The following is a 20,082-nucleotide window of genomic DNA, read 5'->3' as shown; positions in this document are numbered from 1 at the left end:
CCGCAAAAGTCCTTGTTAGATTGTCGACAATCTGCTTGTCTTGCCCTTGTTTCGTCGGGAGTGGCCGGGATGGCAAAGGCGGATTTCAGTCCAATCGCGGATACGACCCGACGCGCGGAGATCGTGGCGCTGCTGCGACGGGCAATCCTGACCGGCCAGTTGGAGCCGGGCCAGAAGCTCAACGAGCTGCGGATTTCCGAGCAGATGCGCGTCAGCCGCGCGCCTTTGCGCGAAGCGATGCGCGAGCTGGTGCAGGAAGGCATCCTGACCAGCATCCCCTATGCCGGCACCTTCGTCATCAATGTCACCGCCAAGGACATCGACGATGTCTACTCGCTCAACAAGGTGCTCGACGAATTCGCCATCGAGCGGACATGGGAGCTGCGCGATCGGCGCTTTTTCGATGAGCTCGACCGGCGCCATGAGGCGGTGAAGCAGGCGACGCGCGACCGCGACACCACAAGGCAGATCGAAACCGCGCTGCAACTGCATGGCCTGATTCACGAATGGGCCGACAATTCCGTTCTTTTGGAAACATGGCAACGGCTGACCAGCCGGTTGCAGATGTATTTTGCCCTGCACCAGCAGGCACGCAACGAAGCGGTGCCTGCCGAGAACGTTCACGAGACTTACGTGCGGCTGCTCAAGGGCGACGACATGCGCGCTGCCCAGCGCCACGCCCGCGAGCATATAGACCACGACTTCGAAGAGCTTCTTGCCTACGCGCGCGCTCTCGAACGGCGCCCGTCGAAAGGCGCCTGATCCTTCCCCAGCGGACAACGGACATTAACGTGCAGATCGCAACCATCAAAGCCTACCATGTCGTGCAGCCCTTCGTGGACGGGCCCTACCGCATGTCGAAGGGGCGCGTCGCCGACGCCTTCGACGCAGTGATCGTATCGATCACCTCCGATGACGGCATCACCGGCTGGGGCGAGATGGCGCCGCTCGGCAATTTCTATTCGGCCGCCTTCCCGGCGGGCGCCCGTGCCGGCGTTATGGAGATCGCCCCGCACCTCATCGGCCACGACCCACGCGGCCTCGCCGGCATCGGCCGCCTGATGGACACCGTCTTCAAGGGCCATCCCTATATCAAGTCGGCGCTCGACATGGCCTGCTGGGATCTCGCCGCGCGTGCCGCCGACGTGCCGCTGGTGACGATGCTGGGCGGCAAGGAGAGCGATACGGCCGAGCTTTACAAGGTCGTCACCCATGGCAGCGTCGATGCCATGGCCGCACTGGCCGAGCGCATCGTCCAGGACGGCTTCCACCGGCTGCAGGTCAAGGTCGGCGGCAACGTTCGCGACGACATCGAACGCGTCACGGCGGTCGCCGCCTCAGTGCCGAAAGACACTGTCATCTTCTGCGACGCCAATGCCGGCTGGACGCCCTACCAGGCGCGCCAGTTCGCTGATGCGACGCGCTCGATCGATTACACATTCGAGCAACCCTGCACGACGATCGAGGAAAACATGTCGGTGCGCCGCATGCTCGACAAGCCGATGGTGCTCGACGAATCCGTCACCTCGCTCGAGGACATGCTGGAAATCCATCGCCGAGGCGCGGCCGACGGGCTGACGCTGAAGATCTCGCGGCTCGGCGGCGTCAGCAGGACCCGGCTGATCCGCGATGTCGCCGTCGACCTCGGCTTCATGATCACCGTCGAGGATACCGGCGGCGCCGAGATCGACACGGCAGCCATGGCGCATCTGTCGCTGTCGACGCCGCAGGAGCGCCGCCTGCACGCCATCGCGTTCCACGAATGGGTGACGGTGCGCACGGCGTCGAACAAGCCGCCGGTCACGGGCAGCCGCATGGGCGTTCCGGATGGTCCAGGCCTGGGCATCGACGTGGTCCCGGATCTTCTCGGCAAACCCTTCTTCGAGGTCGGCCGGTGAAAATCCGCGGCATCAAGGCGACGCCGATCAACCTCAGGCTCGAGGCGCCTTACGCCTGGGTGTTCGGTGAACTCGACGGCTTCTCGCCGACCATTGTCGAAGTGGAGACCGAAGATGGCCTGATCGGCCTCGGCGAAGCACCGATACCGGCGGCAGCCGCGATCATCAACGACATCCTGGCACCGCGGCTCGTGGGCCGCGACGCCTTCGACATCGCCGGCGCCGAGCATGTCTGCCTCCCCTACTGGACCGGCGTGCAGTCGATCAACGACCGCACCCGCATCATGGCCTTCGGCGCGATCGAGATGGCGCTCTGGGACCTGCGCGGCAAGGTGTGGAACCAGCCGCTCTACCAACTGCTCGGCGGCGCCGTGCGCAAGGAGATCCCGTTCACCGATTACTTTTCGCTGCGCGGCGACGGGCCAAGCGTGAAAGGCGAGACGACAGCGGAGGAAGTCGCCGACTACTGCGTCGAGCTTCATGAGACCCACGGAACGACCTTCTTCGAAGGGAAGTTCTCGACGCAGGATCCAAAAATCTCGCTGAAGATGATCGAATTGATCCGCAGGAAGCTCGGCGACGATGCAATGATCCGCATCGATTCCAACCAGGCCTATTCGCTCAGCACCGCCCGGCGACTGACGCGGCCGCTGGAAGAGCTTAGCGTGCGCAATTGGGAGGATCCAGTGGCGACGATCGAGGAGATGCGCGAACTCAGGCGCCATTGCTCGATCCCGTTCTCGACCCACAACATCGACATCGCCCGCGCCATGGACCTCAAGGTGCCCGACGCCTTTGTCGGCAATCCAACCGCGCATGGCGGCATCGGCCGCATGCTGCGCTTCGTCGGCGCCTGCGAGCACGCCGGCATCGATTTCTGGTGCTACAGCGGCGACAGCGGCATCGGCAGCGCCGCCTACCTGCATCTATGCGCGGCGCTCGGCTGGATACGGGAACCGAACCAGTCGCTGTTTCGCATGCAACCGACCGACATCACCGAGGAAGGACCGTTTTGCCCGAGGAACAATGTCGTGCCTGTGCCGGAGGGGCCCGGTCTCGGCATCACATTGTCGCGAGAACGGCTCGCTGCCTGCCATCGCGACTTCGCCGAGAACGGGCCCTGCAACAAATATCACGATCCGGCAAAGCCCGGAACTTACCGTCGTTTGCCGCTGAACTAGATGAGGGCGGCCGGCCAAAACAGAAGAAGCCAGCCACCGCGATCCCGATCGGAAAGGGTGGCCACGGACCAGAGGAAGCAGTGCAGCCCAGAAACCGGCACGTCCACGCCAAGGACTGGATGGACCGGACAAAACCGCGTGCTACAGTCCCGGTCTACAGGCCTCTGGCGACCGGAAACGGTGTAGTCGCGAATTTTCGTCAACCATAAGAAACAGGGGAAAGGGTCAAACCCATGAGCAAGAATTATCGCATTCTCGACCTCATCCGGCGCAACCGCTCGCCGCTCGAAAATCACCTCATCGACGGTCTCGTCGACGGCCGTGTCAGCCGCCGCGACTTCATCCGCCATGGCAGCCTGCTCGGCCTGTCGCTGCCGCTGCTGGGCGGCATCACCACGGCCGCGGGCCTCGGCGCCATGCCGTCGCTCGTCCGGGCGCAAGGCGCGCCAGGCGCCACAATCCGCGTCGCAAGCAGCGTGCCGGCGGCGACGATCGATCCTGTCACCATCGCCGATGCCGGCGGCCTGCTGATCATGCAGCAAGTCGCGGAGTTCCTCTGCGTCGACGGCCCCGATCTCGTGCTCAAGCCGGCGCTGGCTGAAAGCTGGAAGCCGAACGACAACGGCTCGGTGTGGACTTTCAAGCTGCGCAAGGGCGTGAAGTTCCATAGCGGCGGCGAGATGAAGGCCGACGACGTGGTGGCCAGCATCGACCGGATCGCCGACCCGGCCAACTCGTCCAACGCACTGTCGGTGTTCACCGGCATCCTGTCGAAGGGCGCCAGCAAGAAGGTCGACGACTACACGGTGGAATTCCACCTCGACGCCCCGAACGGCAACTTTCCCTACATGGTGTCGTCCGACAATTACAACGCCGTCATCGTGCCGGCGAGTTACAAGGGCGACTACGAAAAGAGCTTCGACGGCACCGGGCCCTTCAAGATCGACAAATACACGCCAAAGGTCGGCGCGTCCTTCGTCCGCAACGAAGGCTACTGGGGCGAGAAGGCGCTGCCGGAACGCACCGAATTCACCTTCTTTGCCGACATGCAGCCAATGATCCTGGCGCTGCAGGGCGGGCAGGTCGACATCATCAACCAGATGCCTGTGCTGTCTGGCGTGGCGCTGCTCAACGATCCCAACATCGACATCATCAGCCTGAAATCGTCGGCGCACCAGCAACTGCACCTGCGCTGCGACGACGGGCCGATGAAGGATGCGCGCGTGCGCCGCGCCATCGCGCTCAGCCTGGACCGCGACAAGCTGGTCGCGGGCCTGATGAAGGGGCGCGCCGTGGCTGGCAACGACAGCCCGTTCGCCCCGGTTTATCCCTCGACCGATGCGAGCGTGCCGCAGCGCAAGCAGGACATCGCGCAGGCCAAGCAACTCATGGAGGCGGCGGGCGCGGGCAAGGGCTTCAAGATGACGCTGACCACCGAGCGCTATCTCGAAATCCCCGAATACGCCCAGCTCATCCAGAACTGGGTCAAGGAAATCGGCATCGAGCTCGAGCTCAACATCCTCGACCAGAGCGCCTATTACGGCGACGCCGTGTTCGGCAAATCGAACTGGCTGGACTCGGAAATGGGCATCACCGACTACGGCCACCGCGGCGTGCCGAACGTCTATCTTGCCGCCCCGCTGAAGAGCGAAGGCACATGGAACGCGGCGCACTTCAAGAACAAGGACTACGACGCGCTGGCGACCAGCTATATCGCGGCCCTCGATCTCGAAGCGCAGAAGGCGACGGCAGGCAAGATCCAGAAACTTCTGCTCGAGGAGACGCCGGTCATCTTCGGCTATTTCTACGACTATCTGACGGCGACGGCGAAGGGCGTGGCCGGCGTGCAGCCGACCGCGATGTCGCAGCTGTTCCTGGAAAAGGCGTCGAAGGCCTGAGCGGAAGGGAAAGCCAATCCTCTAACAGCCAGCTTCCTGACGGGAGCTGGCTACTCAGGGAGTGTTAGCCATTCTCTCCTTCCTTGTCCGGCGCGTCTCGCTTTCGCTCGTCACGCTGTTCCTGCTCAGCATCATGGTCTTCCTGGGCGGGCAGGTGCTGCCCGGCAATGTCGGGCGCGCCATATTGGGGCCGTTCGCCGACCAGCGCGCCGTCGATGCGCTCAACCATTCGCTCGGCGTCGACCGGCCACTGCTTGCCCAGTACTGGAGCTGGATTTCAAACTTCGTCCAGGGCGACATGGGCACGTCCTACATCTTCCGCTCGCCGGTCGCCCCCTTCGTCATCGATGCGCTGGGAAATTCGATGAAGCTGGCGGCGGTCGCCTTCGTGCTGGTGGTGCCGATCGGCATCCTTGGCGGCGTCGTCGCGGCCCTCAACCTCAACCGGCCGCTCGACCGCATCATCAGCCTTGGCGGCCTGTCAGTGACGGTGCTGCCGGAGTTCGTCACCGGCATCATCCTGATCCTGATCTTCGGCGTCTGGCTGCGCTGGCTGCCGATCTCGGCGGCATGGCCGCGCGATGCCGGTTTCTTCACGCAGCTTTACTACCTGATCCTGCCGGCGCTGCCGCTGTTCCTGGTGCTGTTCGGCTATATCGCGCGCATGGCGCGCTCGGGCATGATCGAGGCGCTCGATTCCGACTATACGCGAACCGCGGTGCTCAAGGGCCTGCCCTGGCGCACGGTGATCTGGCGCCATGTGCTGCGCAATGCGCTGCTGCCGACCATCACCGTCATTGCCACCCAGACCGGCTATCTCATCGGCGGGCTGGTGGTGATCGAGACGCTGTTCCGCTACCAGGGTATCGGCTCGCTGATCTTCACCGCTGCGCGCGGCAAGGATTTCCCGATGCTGGAATCGGGCATCCTGACCATTGGCATCGTGTATGCCGTGGCCACCCTTGTGGCCGACTTCCTCTATTCCGTGCTCAATCCACGCATCCGGCTGGGGTCAGAACAATGAGCGCCGTCCAGACCAGTCCCGCCAGACAGGACGACACCCGCCAGCGCAGCCCCCTGGCGGAGGTTTTGTCCTCGCTGCTTCGCTCCGGCACCTTCCTCGTCGGCATCACCATCGTGCTGTTCTGGGTCGCCTGTGCGCTGTTCGGCGAACATTTCGCGCCCTACGATCCGCTCGCCGACGACATCATCAACGCGCTGGCGCCGCCTTCGGCCGAACACTGGTTCGGCACCGACCAGATCGGCCGCGACGTCTTCTCGCGCGTCATCGTCGGCTCGCGCGACATCCTGACCGTGGCGCCGCTGGCGACATTGCTGGCGACGGTGGCCGGCACGGCGCTCGGGCTGCTCACCGGTTACTTCCGCGGTATCGTCGACGATGTCGTCAGCCGCATCCTGGAAGCCTTCATGGCAATCCCGGTGGTGATCGTGGCGCTGCTCGCCATCGTGGCGCTCGGCACGTCCAAGACCACCGTCATCGTGGTCATCGGCCTGAGCTTCGCGCCGATCATCGCGCGCACCGTGCGCTCGGCGGTGCTGGCTGAGCGCGAGCTCGACTATGTCGCCGCGGCCCAGCTCAGGCATGAGAGTGCGCTGCATACGATGTTCGTCGAGATCCTGCCCAACGTCATTCCGCCGATCCTGGTTGAAACGACCGTGCGGCTTGGTTATGCCATTTTCGCGGTTGCCACGCTTTCCTTCATGGGCTTCGGCATCCAGCCGCCGTCGCCGGACTGGGGGCTCTCGATTTCCAGCAATTACGGCATGATCGGCGGCGGCTTCTGGTGGACCGTGCTGTTCGACGCGCTCGCCATCGCCTCGCTGGTGATCGGCGTCAACCTGGCGGCCGACGGCGTGCATGGAGCCTTCAATGACTGAACCCTCCAAGACCCGGAAGGCGCAGGCCCAGAACGCACTCGACCTCAACGACCTGTCGGTCGCTTATCGTGTTTCCGGCCGAAACCGGGCGGTGCTGCGCAATCTCAGTCTCACCATCGGCCAAGGCGAGGCCTATGGGCTGGTCGGCGAATCCGGCTGCGGCAAATCCACGGTCGCCCTTTCCGTCGTGCGCTACCTGCCGCGAAACGGTTCCATATCAGGCGGCGCGATCTCACTCGACGGACAGGACGTCATGAAGCTCGATGCCGAGGCGCTCAGAAAGATGCGAGCCGAAAGCGTCTCAATGGTCTATCAGGACCCCGGCAAGGCGCTGAACCCGTCGATCCGCATCGGTCGCCAGCTGACCGAGATCTTCGAGCTTGGGGGCAAAACGGGGCAGGCAGCCGAGGATCGCGCAATCGCCATGCTGAACCGGGTGCGGATCTCCGATCCGGTCAGCGTCATGCAACGCTATCCGCACCAGCTTTCCGGCGGCATGCAGCAGCGCGTGGCGATCGCCATGGCGCTGGCCAACGATCCTTCGATGCTGATCCTGGACGAGCCGACGACCGGCCTCGACGCGACCGTCGAAGCCGAGGTGCTCGACCTGATCGCGCAGCTGCGGCAAGAATTGTCGGCCTCGATCCTGTTCATCAGCCACAATCTCGCCGTCGTCTCCAACATGTGCGATCGCGTCGGCGTGCTCTATGCCGGCATGCTGGTCGAGGAAGGGCCGACGGAGGCCGTCTTCAACGATCCGCGCCATCCCTATACGGTAGCGCTGCTGCGCTGCCTGCCGCGCGGCGGCCAGCGCAAGGACCAGGGCCGCCTCGACACCATCCCGGGCTTTTTGCCCGGCATCGGGGCCGACATCAAGGGCTGCCCCTTCACCGACCGCTGCGCTCTCGCTACCGACCGCTGCCGCAACGAGTTGCCGCCGCTCTACGAACTGGGCGGCCGGCTGTCGCGCTGCCACTATCACGAGAAGGCGCAATCCCTGCCGCGCGCGACGCCCGGCGACGCGCCCGCCGCGCCGAAAGCCGCAGCCGCGCCGGTATTGCGGGTCGCCGGGCTGAACAAGACCTTTGCCAGCCATGGCCATTCGCTGCGCGCGGTGAAGGACGTGTCGCTCGATCTCAGGCCGGGCGAAACGCTCGGGCTGGTCGGCGAGTCCGGCAGCGGCAAGACCACTTTCGCCAGGCTGCTGCTCGGCCTCGTGCCGCCCGACGACGGCGGCAGCATCGAGCTCGAGGGCAAGGCGCTGGCGCCGCGGCTGGGGGACCGCAGCGACGACCAGGTCAAGGCGATGCAGATCGTCTTCCAGAACCCGGACTCCGCACTCAACCGCTCGCATTCGATAAGGCATCTGATCGGCCGCGCGCTGAAGCGGCTGGCCGGCTTGAGCGGCAAGGCGCTCGAGGCGCGCCTCGACGACCTCGTCCGCTCGGTGCGGCTGACCGACCGGCATCTGGCCGTGAAGCCGCGCCAGCTGTCGGGCGGGCTGAAACAACGCGTTGCCATAGCGCGCGCCTTCGCCGGCGATCCACGCATCGTCGTGTGCGACGAGCCGACCTCCGCGCTCGACGTGTCGGTGCAAGCCGCGATTCTCAACCTGCTCGCCGATCTGCAAGCGAAGGAAGACGTCAGCTACATCTTCATCTCGCATGACCTTGGCGTGGTGCGCTACCTCTCAGACAAGATCGCCGTGCTCTATCTCGGCCGCATCATGGAACTCGGCCCGTCGGAAGACGTCTTCTCCGGCCCGCATCATCCCTACACCGAAGCGCTGCTGTCGGCCGTGCCCAGGCTCGACCAGACCGAGACGGCGCGCATCCGTCTCGACGGCGAAATCCCCAGCGCCGCCAATCCGCCGCCGGGCTGTGTCTTCCACACGCGCTGCCCACGCAAGATCGGCCCGATCTGCGAACAGCAGGAACCGCCGCTGGCCGAGGCGCGCCCCGGGCACTCGATCCGCTGCCATATTCCCTACGCGGAACTCGCCAGGCTGCAGAGGCCGGCAGCGGTCGATACCGAGCCGGCGTAGCCGAACATACGGCCCCTGCCCTTCACGGATGGCCGGCCATGCTGAAGGACCGGTCGCCTTCGGCAAAGCCCTGCTCGCCGGCCCAATCCCTCGTCAGCGCCCGCAATCCCGCCAAGGCCACGTCGAGCACATCCGACGACGCCGGATTGCTGGGATAGGCAAGATAGATCGGCCGCTGGAACACGGGCGTGTTCGCGACGCGTTTCATTTCGCCGCGCTCGATATGGCCGCTGACGGCGCTGAGCGGCAGATAGGCGGCGGCTTGCTGCGACAGCACGTGCTGCAAACCGATGAAGACCAGGCCGGCCGAAATGGCCGGCTTGACCATGCCGGCAAACGCCCGATCATGCTCGATGCGGAATTCGAGCCCCCAGTCCATCAGTATGTAATTCTCGGTCCATGGCTTCGTCTGCGCGGCATGCTGGACAAGCACGACCTGATCGACGGCCAGCGTTTCGTAAACGATTCCGGGATGCGGCCGCGGCAGATAGAGGATGCAGATGTCGAGCAGGCCTTCGGCCAGTTGGTCGATCGCCAGATCGGGAAAACTGCCCTCGAGCCGTAACGCAACGTTCGGCCGCTCGGCGCGCATCCATTCGACCCATGGCGAAGTGATGCGCTCCCACAGATAGGCGGGCGCGGTCAGCCGCAGCAGTGTTTCATAGCCATCGGGAACGGCGATGTCCTGCCTCGATTGCTCCCAGGTGCGGGTGATGGCGGACGCATGCGGCAGGAACTGGCGGCCGGCCGGCGTCAGCGTGATGCCATCGCGGTCGCGGACGAAAAGCCGTCGCCCCAACTGCTCCTCCAGCACTCTTATCCGCGCACTGACGGTGGACTGGGCAAGGTTCAGCCGATTGGCCGCGACGGTGAAGCTGCCATGCTCGGCAATCTCCAGGAAACTGCGCAGGTTTTCGGTGTCCATGTCTTGGCTCTCCGCATCGAAAATTCCGATGGCCCCTATCAAAAAATATCGCTTTCCGCTGGCGGTCAACGATGAACTAGATGGCCTGCCCCAATACAAGCGAGGATTGCAGCCATGCCGAAGCGTTTCGAGAGGATCGACATCGCCCGCCGGAATCTCACTGCAATCGAAAATTCCGCTGTCGACGAATTGCTGGCCGGCCGGCTCGACCGACGCGATTTCCTGCGCCATGGCAGCGTTCTCGGCCTTTCGCTGCCGTTCTTGGGCAGCCTTCTCGCCGCCGCCGGTCTCGGCACGCAAGAAGCCCGCGCCGAAGGCAAACCGGGCGGCACGGTGCGCGCCGGCGTGGCGACGCCGGGCGGGGCCATCGATCCCGTCACCTACTACGACAGCGGCAGCTACCAGCTGGTTTTCCAGACCGCCGAATTCCTCTGCGTCACACAGCCGGACCTCACGCTGAAGCCGGTGCTGGCGGAAAGCTGGTCGCCGAACGAGGACGGCAGCGTCTGGACGTTCAAGCTGCGCAAGGGCGTGAAATTCCACAATGGCGAGGACTTCAAGGCCGACGACGTCGTCGCGACCTTCGACCGGCTGGCCGACCCGGACGGGGCCTCGAACGCGCTTTCGGTGTTCAAGGGCCTGCTGTCGAAGGGCGGCACCCGCAAGGTCGACGACCACACCGTCGCCTTCCATCTCGACGTGCCGAACGGCAGCTTTCCCTATTCGGTGTCGATCGACAACTACAATGCCGTCATCCTGCCGGCGAGCTACAAGGGCGATTACGAAAAGACCTTTGAAGGCACCGGCCCGTTTCGGCTGGAGAGCTACACGCCGAAAGTCGGCGCGACGTTCATCCGCAACCCCGATTATTGGGGCGAGAAGGCGCTGCCCGACCGGCTCGAGTTCAAATTCTACGGCGATGTCCAGCCGCGCATCCTGGCGCTGCAGGCCGGCGAAGTGGACATTCTCGACGCCGTTCCGCTCGATGTCAGCCAAGTGGTGCTGAACAGCCCCGACATCACCGTGCTGCGCGTCGCCTCGACCGCGCACCGCCAGCTCCACATGCGCTGCGACATGGCGCCTTTCACCGACAAGCGCGTGCGCCAGGCGCTGGCGCTGTGCATCGACCGTTCCAAGCTGGTGGATGGGCTGTGCCGCGGGATGGCGGCGACCGGCAATGACAGCCCGTTTGCGCCGGCCTTCCCCGCGACCGACAGAACGGTGCCGCAGCGCGCCCAGGACATCGCCAAGGCCAAGCAGCTTATGGAAGCCGTGGGCCTCGGCAGCGGCTTCGACATCACGCTGACGACGCTGCGCTACTCCGACATTCCCGGCTACGCGCAGCTGTTCCAGAACTTCGCCAAGGAGATCGGCGCGCGCGTCTCGCTCAACATCGAGGACCAGGACAAATATTACGGCAAGGCGGTGTTCGGTCAATCGGACTGGCTGGACAGCCCGCTCGGCATCACCGACTACGCCCATCGCAGCGTGCCGAACGTGTTCCTGAAAAGCCCGCTGGTCAGCGACGGTCCGTGGAACGCGGCGCATTTCAAGAGCCCAGCCTATGACGGCATGGTCACTTCCTATCTCAAGGCGCTCGACATCGGCGCACAGCGCGCGGCGGCGTCAGACATCCAGAAGCTGCTGCTCGACGAGACGCCTGTCATCTTCAGCTATTTCCCCGACCTCCTGGTGCCGGTGCGCAAGAATGTCAGCGGGCTGCCGCCGATCGCCGCCGGCCTGCTGCTCGACCGGGTGTCGCTGGGATAGGGGCTGGATGGACAATTTCTGATTTCGGGCGGCGAGGCTATCCGCCAGCGGGCTGCGAAGGGCGATGGGGGGCCATTGTTCGAGCCGCTCGACTCAGGAGAAGCCCGCCGCCCGGAAACCCACTCCGATACGATGACTCAATCCAGCTCCATCTCGCTTTGCGCGAACACTCGATGACAAAAGAAAAGAAACGGGAGACTACCATTCGCAAGCCTCATTTGCGCGGCCGCGGGCCGCATTTTCCCTTGCTCGACACGATCGTGCAGTATGAGTTCGAGCCCGGCTACGTCGCCTTCACCATGCCGATGCAGAAGCGGCTGCGCGTGCAAGTGGGATCGATGATCGTCGCCGACACGACCAGGGCGCTGGTGTTCTACGAATCCGATCACCTGCCGGTCTACTACTTCCCGATGAGTGACGTGCGCGAGGAGTTCCTGCTGCCGAGCAGGACGACGACGGAAGATCCGTTCAAGGGCCTGGCTACGCACTACTCGCTCAACACCGGCATCACGCTGGTCGAGGATGCCGCCTGGCGCTATCTCGACCCGGTCAAGGGCTGTCCGCCGATCGCGGACTACATGTCCTTCTACTGGCCCAAGATGACGCACTGGTATGAGGAGGACGAGGAGATCTTCGTCCACGCCCGCGACCCGTTCCGGCGGGTCGACTGCCTGCCGTCCTCACGGCGGGTGCAGGTCATCCTGGACGGCGAGCAGGTCGCCGATTCACGGCGCGGCGTGTTCCTGTTCGAGACCGGCCATCCGGTACGCCATTATCTGCCAATCTCCGACACGCGGCTCGATATGTTCGCGCCCAGCCGCTACATCTCGCGCTGCCCCTACAAGGGCATCTCCAACTACTATCACGTGACGACGGGCAAGAAGCGCCACGAGAACCTCGTCTGGTATTATCCCGAGCCGGTGCATGAGGCTGAGCGCATCAAGGGCCTGGTCTGCTTCCATCACGAACTGGTCGACAAGATCCTGGTCGACGGCGTCGAGATCCCGAAAGAAGCCACGGCCGCCTCCGACGGCTATTTCTAGCCGTGTCGCCATGCCCGCGCTGAAGGCTTGATCGGAACGCGGGACAGCGCATACCCTCCCTGAAGCAGGGAGGGCTATCGATGGATCTTTTCAAGCTGGACGGCGATGTCGCGCTGGTTACCGGTGCCGGCAGCGGCATCGGCCAGGCAATCGCGATCGGATTGGCGCAGGCCGGCGCCGACGTCGCCTGTTTCGGCCATGCATCGAAGGGCGGGCTGGAGGAGACCGCACAGCGTATCACCGCGCTTGGGCGCAAGGCGCTGGTGCTGACGGGCACGGTGACGTCCGAGGGCGATCTCGCGGCGGCGACCGACCGCGTCGAGAGCGAACTCGGCGCCCTGACGATTGCCGTCAACAATGCCGGCATCGCCGGATCGGAGCCGGCCGAGACAATGGCCCTGGAGACGTGGCGGAAGGTGCACGAGGTCAATGTCGCCGGCGTGTTCCTGTCCTGCCAGGCCGAAGCGCGCAAGATGCTGGCGCGGCGCAAGGGCTCGATCGTCAACATCGCCTCGATGTCGGGCACCATCGTCAATCGCGGGCTGACGCAGGCGCATTACAATTCCTCGAAGGCCGCCGTCATCCACATGTCGAAGAGCCTCGCCATGGAGTGGGCCGACCGCGGCCTGCGCGTCAATGTGGTCAGCCCGGGCTACACGCTGACGCCGATGAACAAGCGGCCGGAGGTGGCGGAAGAGATAAAGATCTTCAAGCGCGACACGCCGATGGGGCGCATGGCGGCGCCCGAGGAAATGGTCGGGCCGACCGTGTTCCTGGCCAGCCGCGCGTCGAGCTTCGTCACCGGCCTCGACCTGATCGTCGATGGCGGCTACGTCTGCTGGTAAGGTGGCTCGGCAGGTGGGTTGGGTGCGACCTCGCCTGCGGTCCGAATTATGCATCCAGCAAAGCCTTAGTCGTTGCGCGCGATGAACGTTGGTATATATAATTTCATCCCATGAAACCGTCCTGGCGATGGGGCTTGCCGGGCCGATAGCCGAGGTCAGGGGACCCTGATGGCTCGCATTTTGCAGGGCGCCATAAGGCTGGCAATCGACCGGCAGGTGATCGCTGTCGTAGCGATGCGTCGGCAGCTATGACGCCGACCCTCTCAGCACCATTTCCGCAAATCAAAAACTCAGCACAATCCCGCCTGCGCCGGTTTTGGCCGCGCCATGGCGGAAACGGCCTTGCGCAAAGGCAGGTCTTTCCAACACAATCAAGAAAAAACCCAACAAGGGCAGAAAGACGCAAGAAGGGAACGAACGATAACCGTCACAGCTTGAAGGAGAACAAGCATGTCATTTCGGAGCAGAGTTTCTAAACTGTCCCTGGGCGCCGCCGCGCTCGCGGCACTGAGCCTGCCAACGCTTTCCGTCCACGCCGCAGCCCCTGAATCCAACGACCCCATCAAGATCGCGCTGTTCGACTGGACCAGCGTCAACCTCAACGCCAAGATTCTCGGCGGGATTCTCGAAAAGCTCGGCTACACCGTCGAATATCCGACCGCCGACTACCTCTCCAGCCTGACCACCGGTCTCACCAATGGCGACCTCGATATCGGCCTGGAATTCTGGGACACGACCGCCGGCGAGGCGATGAAGGCTTCCGACGCCACCGGCCAGACCGAGCGCCTCGGCAAGCTCGGCCCCAAGGCCAAGGAAGAGTGGTGGTTCCCCGAATATATGAAGGAGAAATGCCCCGGTCTGCCCAATTGGGAAGCGCTGAAGGACCCGAAATGCGCCGAGGCTTTTTCGACAGCCGAGACGGCACCCAAGGGTCGTTATCTCGGCGGTCCGGTGACCTGGGAGGGTTTTGACGACGAGCGCGTCGAGGCACTCAAATTGCCATTCACCGTCATCCACGCCGGCACCGACGCGGCGATGTTCGCGGAGCTGGATTCGGCCTATCAGCGCAAGGCGCCGATCATGCTGTGGATCTATTCGCCGCATTGGGCGCCGGCCAAATACAAGGGCGAATGGGTTGAATTCCCCGAATACACGCCCGAATGCTACAGCGACCCGAAATGGGGCACGAATCCCGACGCCAAATATGATTGCGGCAAGCCGCATGGCGAGATCTGGAAATACGCCTGGAACGGCATGAAGGACAAATGGCCCGTCGCCTACAAGGTGGCCAAGGCCTACACGGTCGACACCGACGAGCTCAACAAGATGAGCGGCGAGATCGACCTCGGCGGCAAGACGCCGGAGGACGTCGCCGCCGCCTGGATCGCCGCCCACGAAGCCGACTGGAAAGCCTGGGCACAGTGATCGCTCCGACTGGAGAATGAGACCCGGCCGTCGATCGGCCGGGCCTCAATCGTCGATATTCCAGAAGGACGCTTGAATGCCTGACAAGACCGAACACGGACCGAACGCTGCGGGCGCGCCAAAGGATGCCCGCCCGATAAAGCTGGCTTGCCGCAATGTCTGGAAACTGTTCGGTTCGAGCGCGGCGAGTTTCATCCGCGAGCGCGACGGCAAGGCCAGCATGGCCGATGTCGCCGCTGCCGGACTGGTCGGGGCGGTACGCGGCGTCGATCTTGAAATCCGCCAGGGCGAGGTCTTCACCATCATGGGGCTCTCGGGGTCGGGCAAGTCGACCCTGGTGCGCTGCATGTCGCGTCTGGTCGAGCCGACGCACGGCAAGGTCGAGTTCGAGGGCAAGAACCTGCTCAAGATCTCGGATGCAGCGCTCATCGAACTCAGGCGCCACCGCATGGGCATGGTGTTCCAGAATTTCGCGCTGCTGCCGCATCTCAACGTGCTGGACAACATCGCCTTTCCGCTCAGCATCCAGGGGCAGGACCGTGCGACGCGCGAAGCACGCGCCCGCGAAGTCATCGAGCTTGTCGGCCTGCGCGGCCGCGAGCATTTCTATCCGCGCGAACTTTCAGGCGGCCAGCAGCAGCGTGTCGGCATCGCCCGCAGCCTGGCGACCAAGCCGGAGATCTGGTTCCTCGACGAACCGTTCTCGGCGCTCGACCCGTTGATCCGCCGCGAGATGCAGGACGAGTTGATGCGATTGCAAACCATGCTGCACAAGACCATCGTCTTCATCACCCATGATTTCGACGAGGCGACAAGGCTGGCCGACCGCATCGCCATCATGAAGGATGGCGAAGTCATCCAGATCGGCACGCCGGAGGAACTGGTGGTTAATCCCGCGACAGACTATGTCGCCGAATTCACCCGCGACGTCGACCGCGCCAAGGTGATCTCGGCGAAGAGCCTGATGCGCGCCTGCGACGGCGCCGAGCATGGCGGCACGGTGGCGCCGGAGGCCAAGATTGCCAGCTTCTCGGCCAGCATCGTGGCGGGCGGCAGACCGTTCGCGGTGATCAACGGCAGCGGCAAGCCGATCGGCGAGGTGACGCCGCAAGCGGTGATCGACCTGCTCGCCGGCATCGAGAGGTCAGGAGCCGGTGCATGACAGTAACGGCAAGCGCCAGTGGGACGAGGCCGCGACCGGCGCAGACCCGGCTGCTGGTCTGGGCCGCAGCGCTTGGCGTGGTGCTGGTCGTGTTCCTGCTCCAGGACAGTCTCCCCTGGGCCGTCAATTATCCGGCCGAGGCGATCGTGCCGGTCGCCGACTGGATCAGCGCCCTGATGCGCTGGATAAAAATAAACCTGTCATGGCTGACGCGGTCGATCACTGCCGTGCTCGGCGTGCCGCTCGACTTCGCGCTCGACCTTCTGGCTAAGAATTTCAAGATCGGCCACGGCGCCGACGCCTATGTGCTGCCGCGCCTGTCCTGGATCGGCATCTGCGCGGCGGCCTTCCTCGCCGGGCATGCCGCTGGCGGTCGCAAGCTCGGCATGCTGGTCGGCGGCTGTTTTCTCTACATCGCGCTGTTCGGCCAATGGACCAGCGCCATGCTGACGCTGGCGCTGATTTCCATCGCCGTGCCATTCTGCATCGCCACGGGATTGTTCGTCGGCATCTGGGCTTGGCGGAAACCCTGGGCGGAGCGGCTGGTGGTCTCCCCTGCCCTCGATCTGATGCAGACCATCCCGACCTTCGCGTACCTCATCCCGATGCTGCTTCTGTTCGGCAACAGCCCGGTTTCGGCGATGATCGCCACCGCCATCTTCGCCACGCCGCCAATGGTGCGGGCAACGATGCTCGGCCTGTCGCGGGTGCCGTCCGAGATCGACGATTTCAGCGAGATGGCCGGCTGCACGGCGCGGCAGAAACTGTGGCGCGTGCTTTTGCCGTCGGCGCGGCCGACGCTGATGGTCGGCGTCAACCAGGTGATCATGCTGGCGCTGAACATGGTGATCATCGCCTCGATGATCGGCGCCGGCGGGCTAGGCTATGACGTGTTGCTGGCGCTGCGTGCGCTGAAGGTCGGCGAAGCCATGGAAGCGGGGCTGGCCATCGTGGCGCTAGCCATCGCGCTCGACCGGCTGAGCCAGGCCATCGCCGCCAACCATGCAAAAGGTCACGTCCACCGGCAAGTCCAGCCCGCCTTCTGGCGGCGCAATCTGACGCTGGCCGTCGCCATCCTGATCGTCACCACACTGCTTGGCCTCTTCGTGCCTGCCTTCGCGGCGGTGCCGAAGGCGATCACCTTCACCACCGCGCCATTGTGGAAAGCGGCGGTGAATTGGGTGACGATCAACTTCTTCGATGTCATCGAGGCGTTCCGCGTGGCGCTGATCCTTAACGTGCTGAACCCGGTGCGGGCCTTCTGCGAGGGCTTTCCGTGGCTGGGCGCGGTGTTCCTGCTCGGCCTTGCCGGCTTTCAGCTTTCCGGGTTGCGCCTGGCCGCTCTGGTGGCAGTGCTGACCGCCTTCTGCGCCGTCACCGGGCTGTGGGAAAAGACGATGGCGACCGTCTATCTCTGCGGCATCTCGGCTTTCATCGCTTGCCTGATCGGCATTCCGATCGGCCTGATGGCCGCGCGCAGCGACCGCTTCGAGAAGGTGACCACGCCCGTCATCGACACGCTGCAGGTGCTGCCCTCCTTCTGCTTCATCATTCCGGTGGTGATGCTTTTCCGCGTCGGCGACGTCACCGCGATGATCGCAACGATCGCCTTCGCCGTGGTGCCGGGGATCCGCTACACCAATCACGGCATCAGGCAGGTGCCGCCGGCACTGATCGAGGCGGCCAAGGTTTCGGGCTGCACGCCGCGCCAGACTTTCTTTCGCGTGCAATTGCCACTCGCGCTGCCCGAGATCATGCTGGGCGTCAACCAGACGATCCTGATGGCGTTGGCGATGATCATCATCTGCGCCATGGTCGGCACCCGTGATCTCGGCCAGGAGGTGTTCATCGCGCTGTCCAAGGCCGATTCGGGCCGCGGCATCGTCGCAGGGCTCGCCATCGCCTTCATCGGCATCGTCGCCGACCGGCTGTTCAATGCCTGGACGGCCAAGGCACGGGCGAGGCTGGGTTAAAGCTCAACCGGCGAACTTATCAAGGGAGGAAGACATGACCAGCAGGATTGCCCGCTGCACCTGTGGCCAATTGCAGATCCGCTGTCCGCAACAGCCGGCCAAAATATCGCTTTGCCACTGCCTGGACTGCCAGCGGCGCACCGGCAGTCCGTTCGGGATAGCGGCTTTTTTCGATGCCGACGCGATCGACATCGACGGCTCATCCCAGACATTCCGGCGCAATTCCGATAGCGGCTTTCCCGTCACGTTCCACTTTTGTGGAAACTGCGGCTCGACGGTGTTCTGGTATCCGTCGCGCAAACCGGAGGCGGTCGCTGTCGCGGTCGGCTGTTTCGCCGATCCGTCTTTCCCTGCGCCGACGCAAGCCGTCTATGGCGAAAGCCGCCACGACTGGGTCGTGTTGCCGGCCTGAAAGCCGCTACTCCGCCGCGACGCCCTTCACTTCCAGATAGCTCTCCATCGAATCGTCCAGCGCCTGCAGCCACGGCGTATGGTGCAGCGGCGCCATGGTGCCGGTCATCAACGAGCGGTAGGAATGGTCGCGGAAGCTCATGATGTCTTCCACCTTGTGGTGCTCCCATTCCATGAAGGTCTGGTTGACCGCCTCGACGTCGAAGCCGGGATAGTCGGTCTGGTCCATCAGTTCCTTGGTGTAGTCGCCCTGGAACCAGATCATCTGCTCGGCGTCTTCCAGCGTCTCCTCGCGCGCCCGCCATCTGGCGCCGTGCTCGGCCATTGCCTGCGCGGACGGCAGCTTGATGCGGCCCATGATCACGTCGCGCGCGAACCAAGCCTGCGCGTCGAACATGTTGAAAGTGTAGAACTGGTCCTGCATGCCGATGTAGAAAAGCTTCGGGTTCTTCTCCCAAACGACGCCTTCATAGAGATCCAGCGGCCACATGCGGTTGGCGGTCTTGAGCTTCAGGTCGTCGGTGAGGAAAGGGAAGGAATGGAGATAGCCGGTGCACAGGATGATTGCGTCGATATCCTTGGTTGAACCATCCTTGAAATGCGCGGTCTTGCCGACGACCTTCTGGAGCAGCGGCACCTCTTTCCAGTTCTCAGGCCATTTGAAGCCCATCGGCTTGGAGCGGTAGCTCGAGGTGATCGACTTCGCCCCGTATTTGTAGCACTGCGAGCCGATGTCCTCGGCCGAATAGGAGCGGCCGATGATCAGGATGTCCTTGCCCTTGAATTCCATCGCGTCGCGGAAATCGTGGCTGTGCAAGATGCGGCCGTTGAAGGTCGAGAACCCCTCGAAATAGGGAACGTTTGGCACCGAGAAATGCCCGGACGCGACGACGACATTGTCGAACTCTTCCGAATAGGTGACGTCGTTGGTGCGGTCATGCGCGGTGACGGTGAATTTCTTCGTCTCGTCCGAGAAGGTCACCATGCGCACAGGACTGTTGAAGCGCACCCATTTGCGCACGCCTGACTTTTCGACGCGGCCCTTGATGTAGTCCCACAGCACGGCGCGCGGGGGATAGGAGCCGATCGGTCGGCCGAAATGTTCCTCGAACGTGTAGTCGGCGAATTCCAGGCATTCCTTCGGCCCGTTCGACCAGAGATAGCGATACATCGAGCCGTGCACCGGATCGCCATGCTCGTCGAGGCCGGTGCGCCATGTATAATTCCACAGGCCGCCCCAGTCGGACTGCTTTTCGAAGCAGACGATCTCGGGAATGTCTGCCCCTTTGTCGGCCGCTGACTTGAAGGCCCTGAGCTGTGCTAGGCCGGACGGTCCGGCCCCGATGACGGCAACGCGAGTGTTCATTTCCGGGCCTCCATTTTTTTGATTTCCCCAGCGAAACAAATTTCACTGGCAGTGACAGTAATTGGCCCTTCGGCACTGTCAACAGTCATATGCGGGAGCGGCGTTTGCGCAAGGCGGATTCCTGGCGAAGAACCCGCATTGGCCGAAATCGCGGGATTGGCGCATGCGACATAAGACGGCTTGCCGACGCGGCTGCGCTCATGTATCGCCACCGAACATGTTCACCTTGAGTGAAATAAATC

Annotated in this window: 16 protein-coding genes; 14 read left to right on the top strand and 2 right to left on the bottom strand. The window is 63.8% G+C overall.

Features of this window, described 5'->3' with window-relative positions; translation table 11 throughout:
• The first annotated feature begins 69 nt into the window (after nt 1–69).
• From FJ951_RS09650 to FJ951_RS09620, 7 genes are all read left to right on the top strand, one after another.
• A complete protein-coding gene (locus FJ951_RS09650; RefSeq protein WP_140497917.1) occupies nt 70–762 on the top strand; it encodes a GntR family transcriptional regulator in 693 nt (230 codons plus the stop codon).
• 29 nt (nt 763–791) lie between these two features.
• Nucleotides 792–1,898, top strand: coding sequence for a mandelate racemase/muconate lactonizing enzyme family protein (locus FJ951_RS09645; protein WP_140514729.1), 1,107 nt, complete (start codon nt 792–794; stop codon nt 1,896–1,898).
• Entirely contained in the window at nt 1,895–3,079 is a 1,185-nt protein-coding gene (locus FJ951_RS09640) for a mandelate racemase/muconate lactonizing enzyme family protein (protein WP_140514728.1), read from the top strand. The genes FJ951_RS09645 and FJ951_RS09640 overlap by 4 nt, the downstream gene beginning before the upstream one ends.
• A 233-nt stretch (nt 3,080–3,312) precedes the next feature.
• Nucleotides 3,313–4,977, top strand: a complete 1,665-nt coding sequence (locus FJ951_RS09635; RefSeq protein ID WP_140514726.1) for an ABC transporter substrate-binding protein — start codon at nt 3,313–3,315, stop codon at nt 4,975–4,977.
• Nucleotides 4,978–5,047: 70 nt separating this feature from the next.
• On the top strand, nt 5,048–6,001 hold the full coding sequence (locus FJ951_RS09630) for an ABC transporter permease (protein WP_140498118.1): 954 nt from the start codon (nt 5,048–5,050) through the stop codon (nt 5,999–6,001).
• Nucleotides 5,998–6,876 carry an ABC transporter permease gene (locus tag FJ951_RS09625; RefSeq protein ID WP_140497909.1) on the top strand — a complete coding sequence of 293 codons (879 nt, stop codon included), beginning with the start codon at nt 5,998–6,000 and terminating at the stop codon, nt 6,874–6,876. The genes FJ951_RS09630 and FJ951_RS09625 overlap by 4 nt, the downstream gene beginning before the upstream one ends.
• Entirely contained in the window at nt 6,869–8,920 is a 2,052-nt protein-coding gene (locus tag FJ951_RS09620; RefSeq protein ID WP_140514724.1) for an ABC transporter ATP-binding protein, read from the top strand. The genes FJ951_RS09625 and FJ951_RS09620 overlap by 8 nt, the downstream gene beginning before the upstream one ends.
• A 22-nt stretch (nt 8,921–8,942) precedes the next feature.
• Here the strand turns inward: FJ951_RS09620 and FJ951_RS09615 are convergent, their stop codons facing one another.
• Complete coding sequence (locus FJ951_RS09615; RefSeq protein WP_140514722.1) at nt 8,943–9,845, bottom strand: LysR family transcriptional regulator; 903 nt, start codon at nt 9,843–9,845, stop codon at nt 8,943–8,945.
• Nucleotides 9,846–9,959: 114 nt separating this feature from the next.
• Between FJ951_RS09615 and FJ951_RS09610 the strand changes: the two genes are divergently transcribed.
• From FJ951_RS09610 to FJ951_RS09580, 7 genes are all read left to right on the top strand, one after another.
• Nucleotides 9,960–11,615 (top strand): ABC transporter substrate-binding protein, encoded by a 1,656-nt coding sequence (locus FJ951_RS09610; RefSeq protein ID WP_140514720.1) that lies wholly within the window; start codon nt 9,960–9,962, stop codon nt 11,613–11,615.
• A gap of 173 nt (nt 11,616–11,788) precedes the next feature.
• Complete coding sequence (locus FJ951_RS09605; RefSeq protein WP_140497901.1) at nt 11,789–12,658, top strand: DUF427 domain-containing protein; 870 nt, start codon at nt 11,789–11,791, stop codon at nt 12,656–12,658.
• 80 nt (nt 12,659–12,738) lie between these two features.
• Nucleotides 12,739–13,503 (top strand): SDR family oxidoreductase, encoded by a 765-nt coding sequence (locus FJ951_RS09600; protein ID WP_140514719.1) that lies wholly within the window; start codon nt 12,739–12,741, stop codon nt 13,501–13,503.
• Nucleotides 13,504–13,953: 450 nt separating this feature from the next.
• Nucleotides 13,954–14,928, top strand: a complete 975-nt coding sequence (locus FJ951_RS09595) for an ABC transporter substrate-binding protein (protein ID WP_140514717.1) — start codon at nt 13,954–13,956, stop codon at nt 14,926–14,928.
• Nucleotides 14,929–15,004: 76 nt separating this feature from the next.
• Entirely contained in the window at nt 15,005–16,090 is a 1,086-nt protein-coding gene (locus FJ951_RS09590; RefSeq protein ID WP_140497895.1) for a glycine betaine/L-proline ABC transporter ATP-binding protein, read from the top strand.
• On the top strand, nt 16,087–18,063 hold the full coding sequence (locus FJ951_RS09585) for an ABC transporter permease subunit (RefSeq protein ID WP_140497893.1): 1,977 nt from the start codon (nt 16,087–16,089) through the stop codon (nt 18,061–18,063). The genes FJ951_RS09590 and FJ951_RS09585 overlap by 4 nt, the downstream gene beginning before the upstream one ends.
• 34 nt (nt 18,064–18,097) lie before the next feature.
• Complete coding sequence (locus FJ951_RS09580; RefSeq protein WP_140514715.1) at nt 18,098–18,475, top strand: GFA family protein; 378 nt, start codon at nt 18,098–18,100, stop codon at nt 18,473–18,475.
• A 6-nt stretch (nt 18,476–18,481) separates the two neighbouring features.
• Here FJ951_RS09580 and FJ951_RS09575 read toward each other — a convergent pair whose 3' ends face one another.
• Nucleotides 18,482–19,840 carry an NAD(P)/FAD-dependent oxidoreductase gene (locus FJ951_RS09575; protein ID WP_140514713.1) on the bottom strand — a complete coding sequence of 453 codons (1,359 nt, stop codon included), beginning with the start codon at nt 19,838–19,840 and terminating at the stop codon, nt 18,482–18,484.
• Nucleotides 19,841–20,082 lie beyond the last annotated feature (242 nt).

The organism is Mesorhizobium sp. B2-2-3 (genome assembly GCF_006442405.1).
In the GTDB taxonomy this organism is placed as follows: Bacteria; Pseudomonadota; Alphaproteobacteria; order Rhizobiales; family Rhizobiaceae; genus Mesorhizobium.
Note: the sequence above shows the minus strand (reverse complement) of the source record. Positions and strands in the feature narration are given on the sequence as shown.

Coding starts and splice junctions, on each gene's coding strand:
- FJ951_RS09585 (WP_140497893.1), top strand. CDS start 16,087: ATGACAGTAACGGCAAGCGCCAGTGGGACGAGGCCGCGACCGGCGCAG.
- FJ951_RS09575 (WP_140514713.1), bottom strand. CDS start 19,840: ATGAACACTCGCGTTGCCGTCATCGGGGCCGGACCGTCCGGCCTAGCA.
- FJ951_RS09590 (WP_140497895.1), top strand. CDS start 15,005: ATGCCTGACAAGACCGAACACGGACCGAACGCTGCGGGCGCGCCAAAG.
- FJ951_RS09620 (WP_140514724.1), top strand. CDS start 6,869: ATGACTGAACCCTCCAAGACCCGGAAGGCGCAGGCCCAGAACGCACTC.
- FJ951_RS09580 (WP_140514715.1), top strand. CDS start 18,098: ATGACCAGCAGGATTGCCCGCTGCACCTGTGGCCAATTGCAGATCCGC.
- FJ951_RS09595 (WP_140514717.1), top strand. CDS start 13,954: ATGTCATTTCGGAGCAGAGTTTCTAAACTGTCCCTGGGCGCCGCCGCG.
- FJ951_RS09600 (WP_140514719.1), top strand. CDS start 12,739: ATGGATCTTTTCAAGCTGGACGGCGATGTCGCGCTGGTTACCGGTGCC.
- FJ951_RS09605 (WP_140497901.1), top strand. CDS start 11,789: ATGACAAAAGAAAAGAAACGGGAGACTACCATTCGCAAGCCTCATTTG.
- FJ951_RS09635 (WP_140514726.1), top strand. CDS start 3,313: ATGAGCAAGAATTATCGCATTCTCGACCTCATCCGGCGCAACCGCTCG.
- FJ951_RS09615 (WP_140514722.1), bottom strand. CDS start 9,845: ATGGACACCGAAAACCTGCGCAGTTTCCTGGAGATTGCCGAGCATGGC.
- FJ951_RS09650 (WP_140497917.1), top strand. CDS start 70: ATGGCAAAGGCGGATTTCAGTCCAATCGCGGATACGACCCGACGCGCG.
- FJ951_RS09625 (WP_140497909.1), top strand. CDS start 5,998: ATGAGCGCCGTCCAGACCAGTCCCGCCAGACAGGACGACACCCGCCAG.
- FJ951_RS09610 (WP_140514720.1), top strand. CDS start 9,960: ATGCCGAAGCGTTTCGAGAGGATCGACATCGCCCGCCGGAATCTCACT.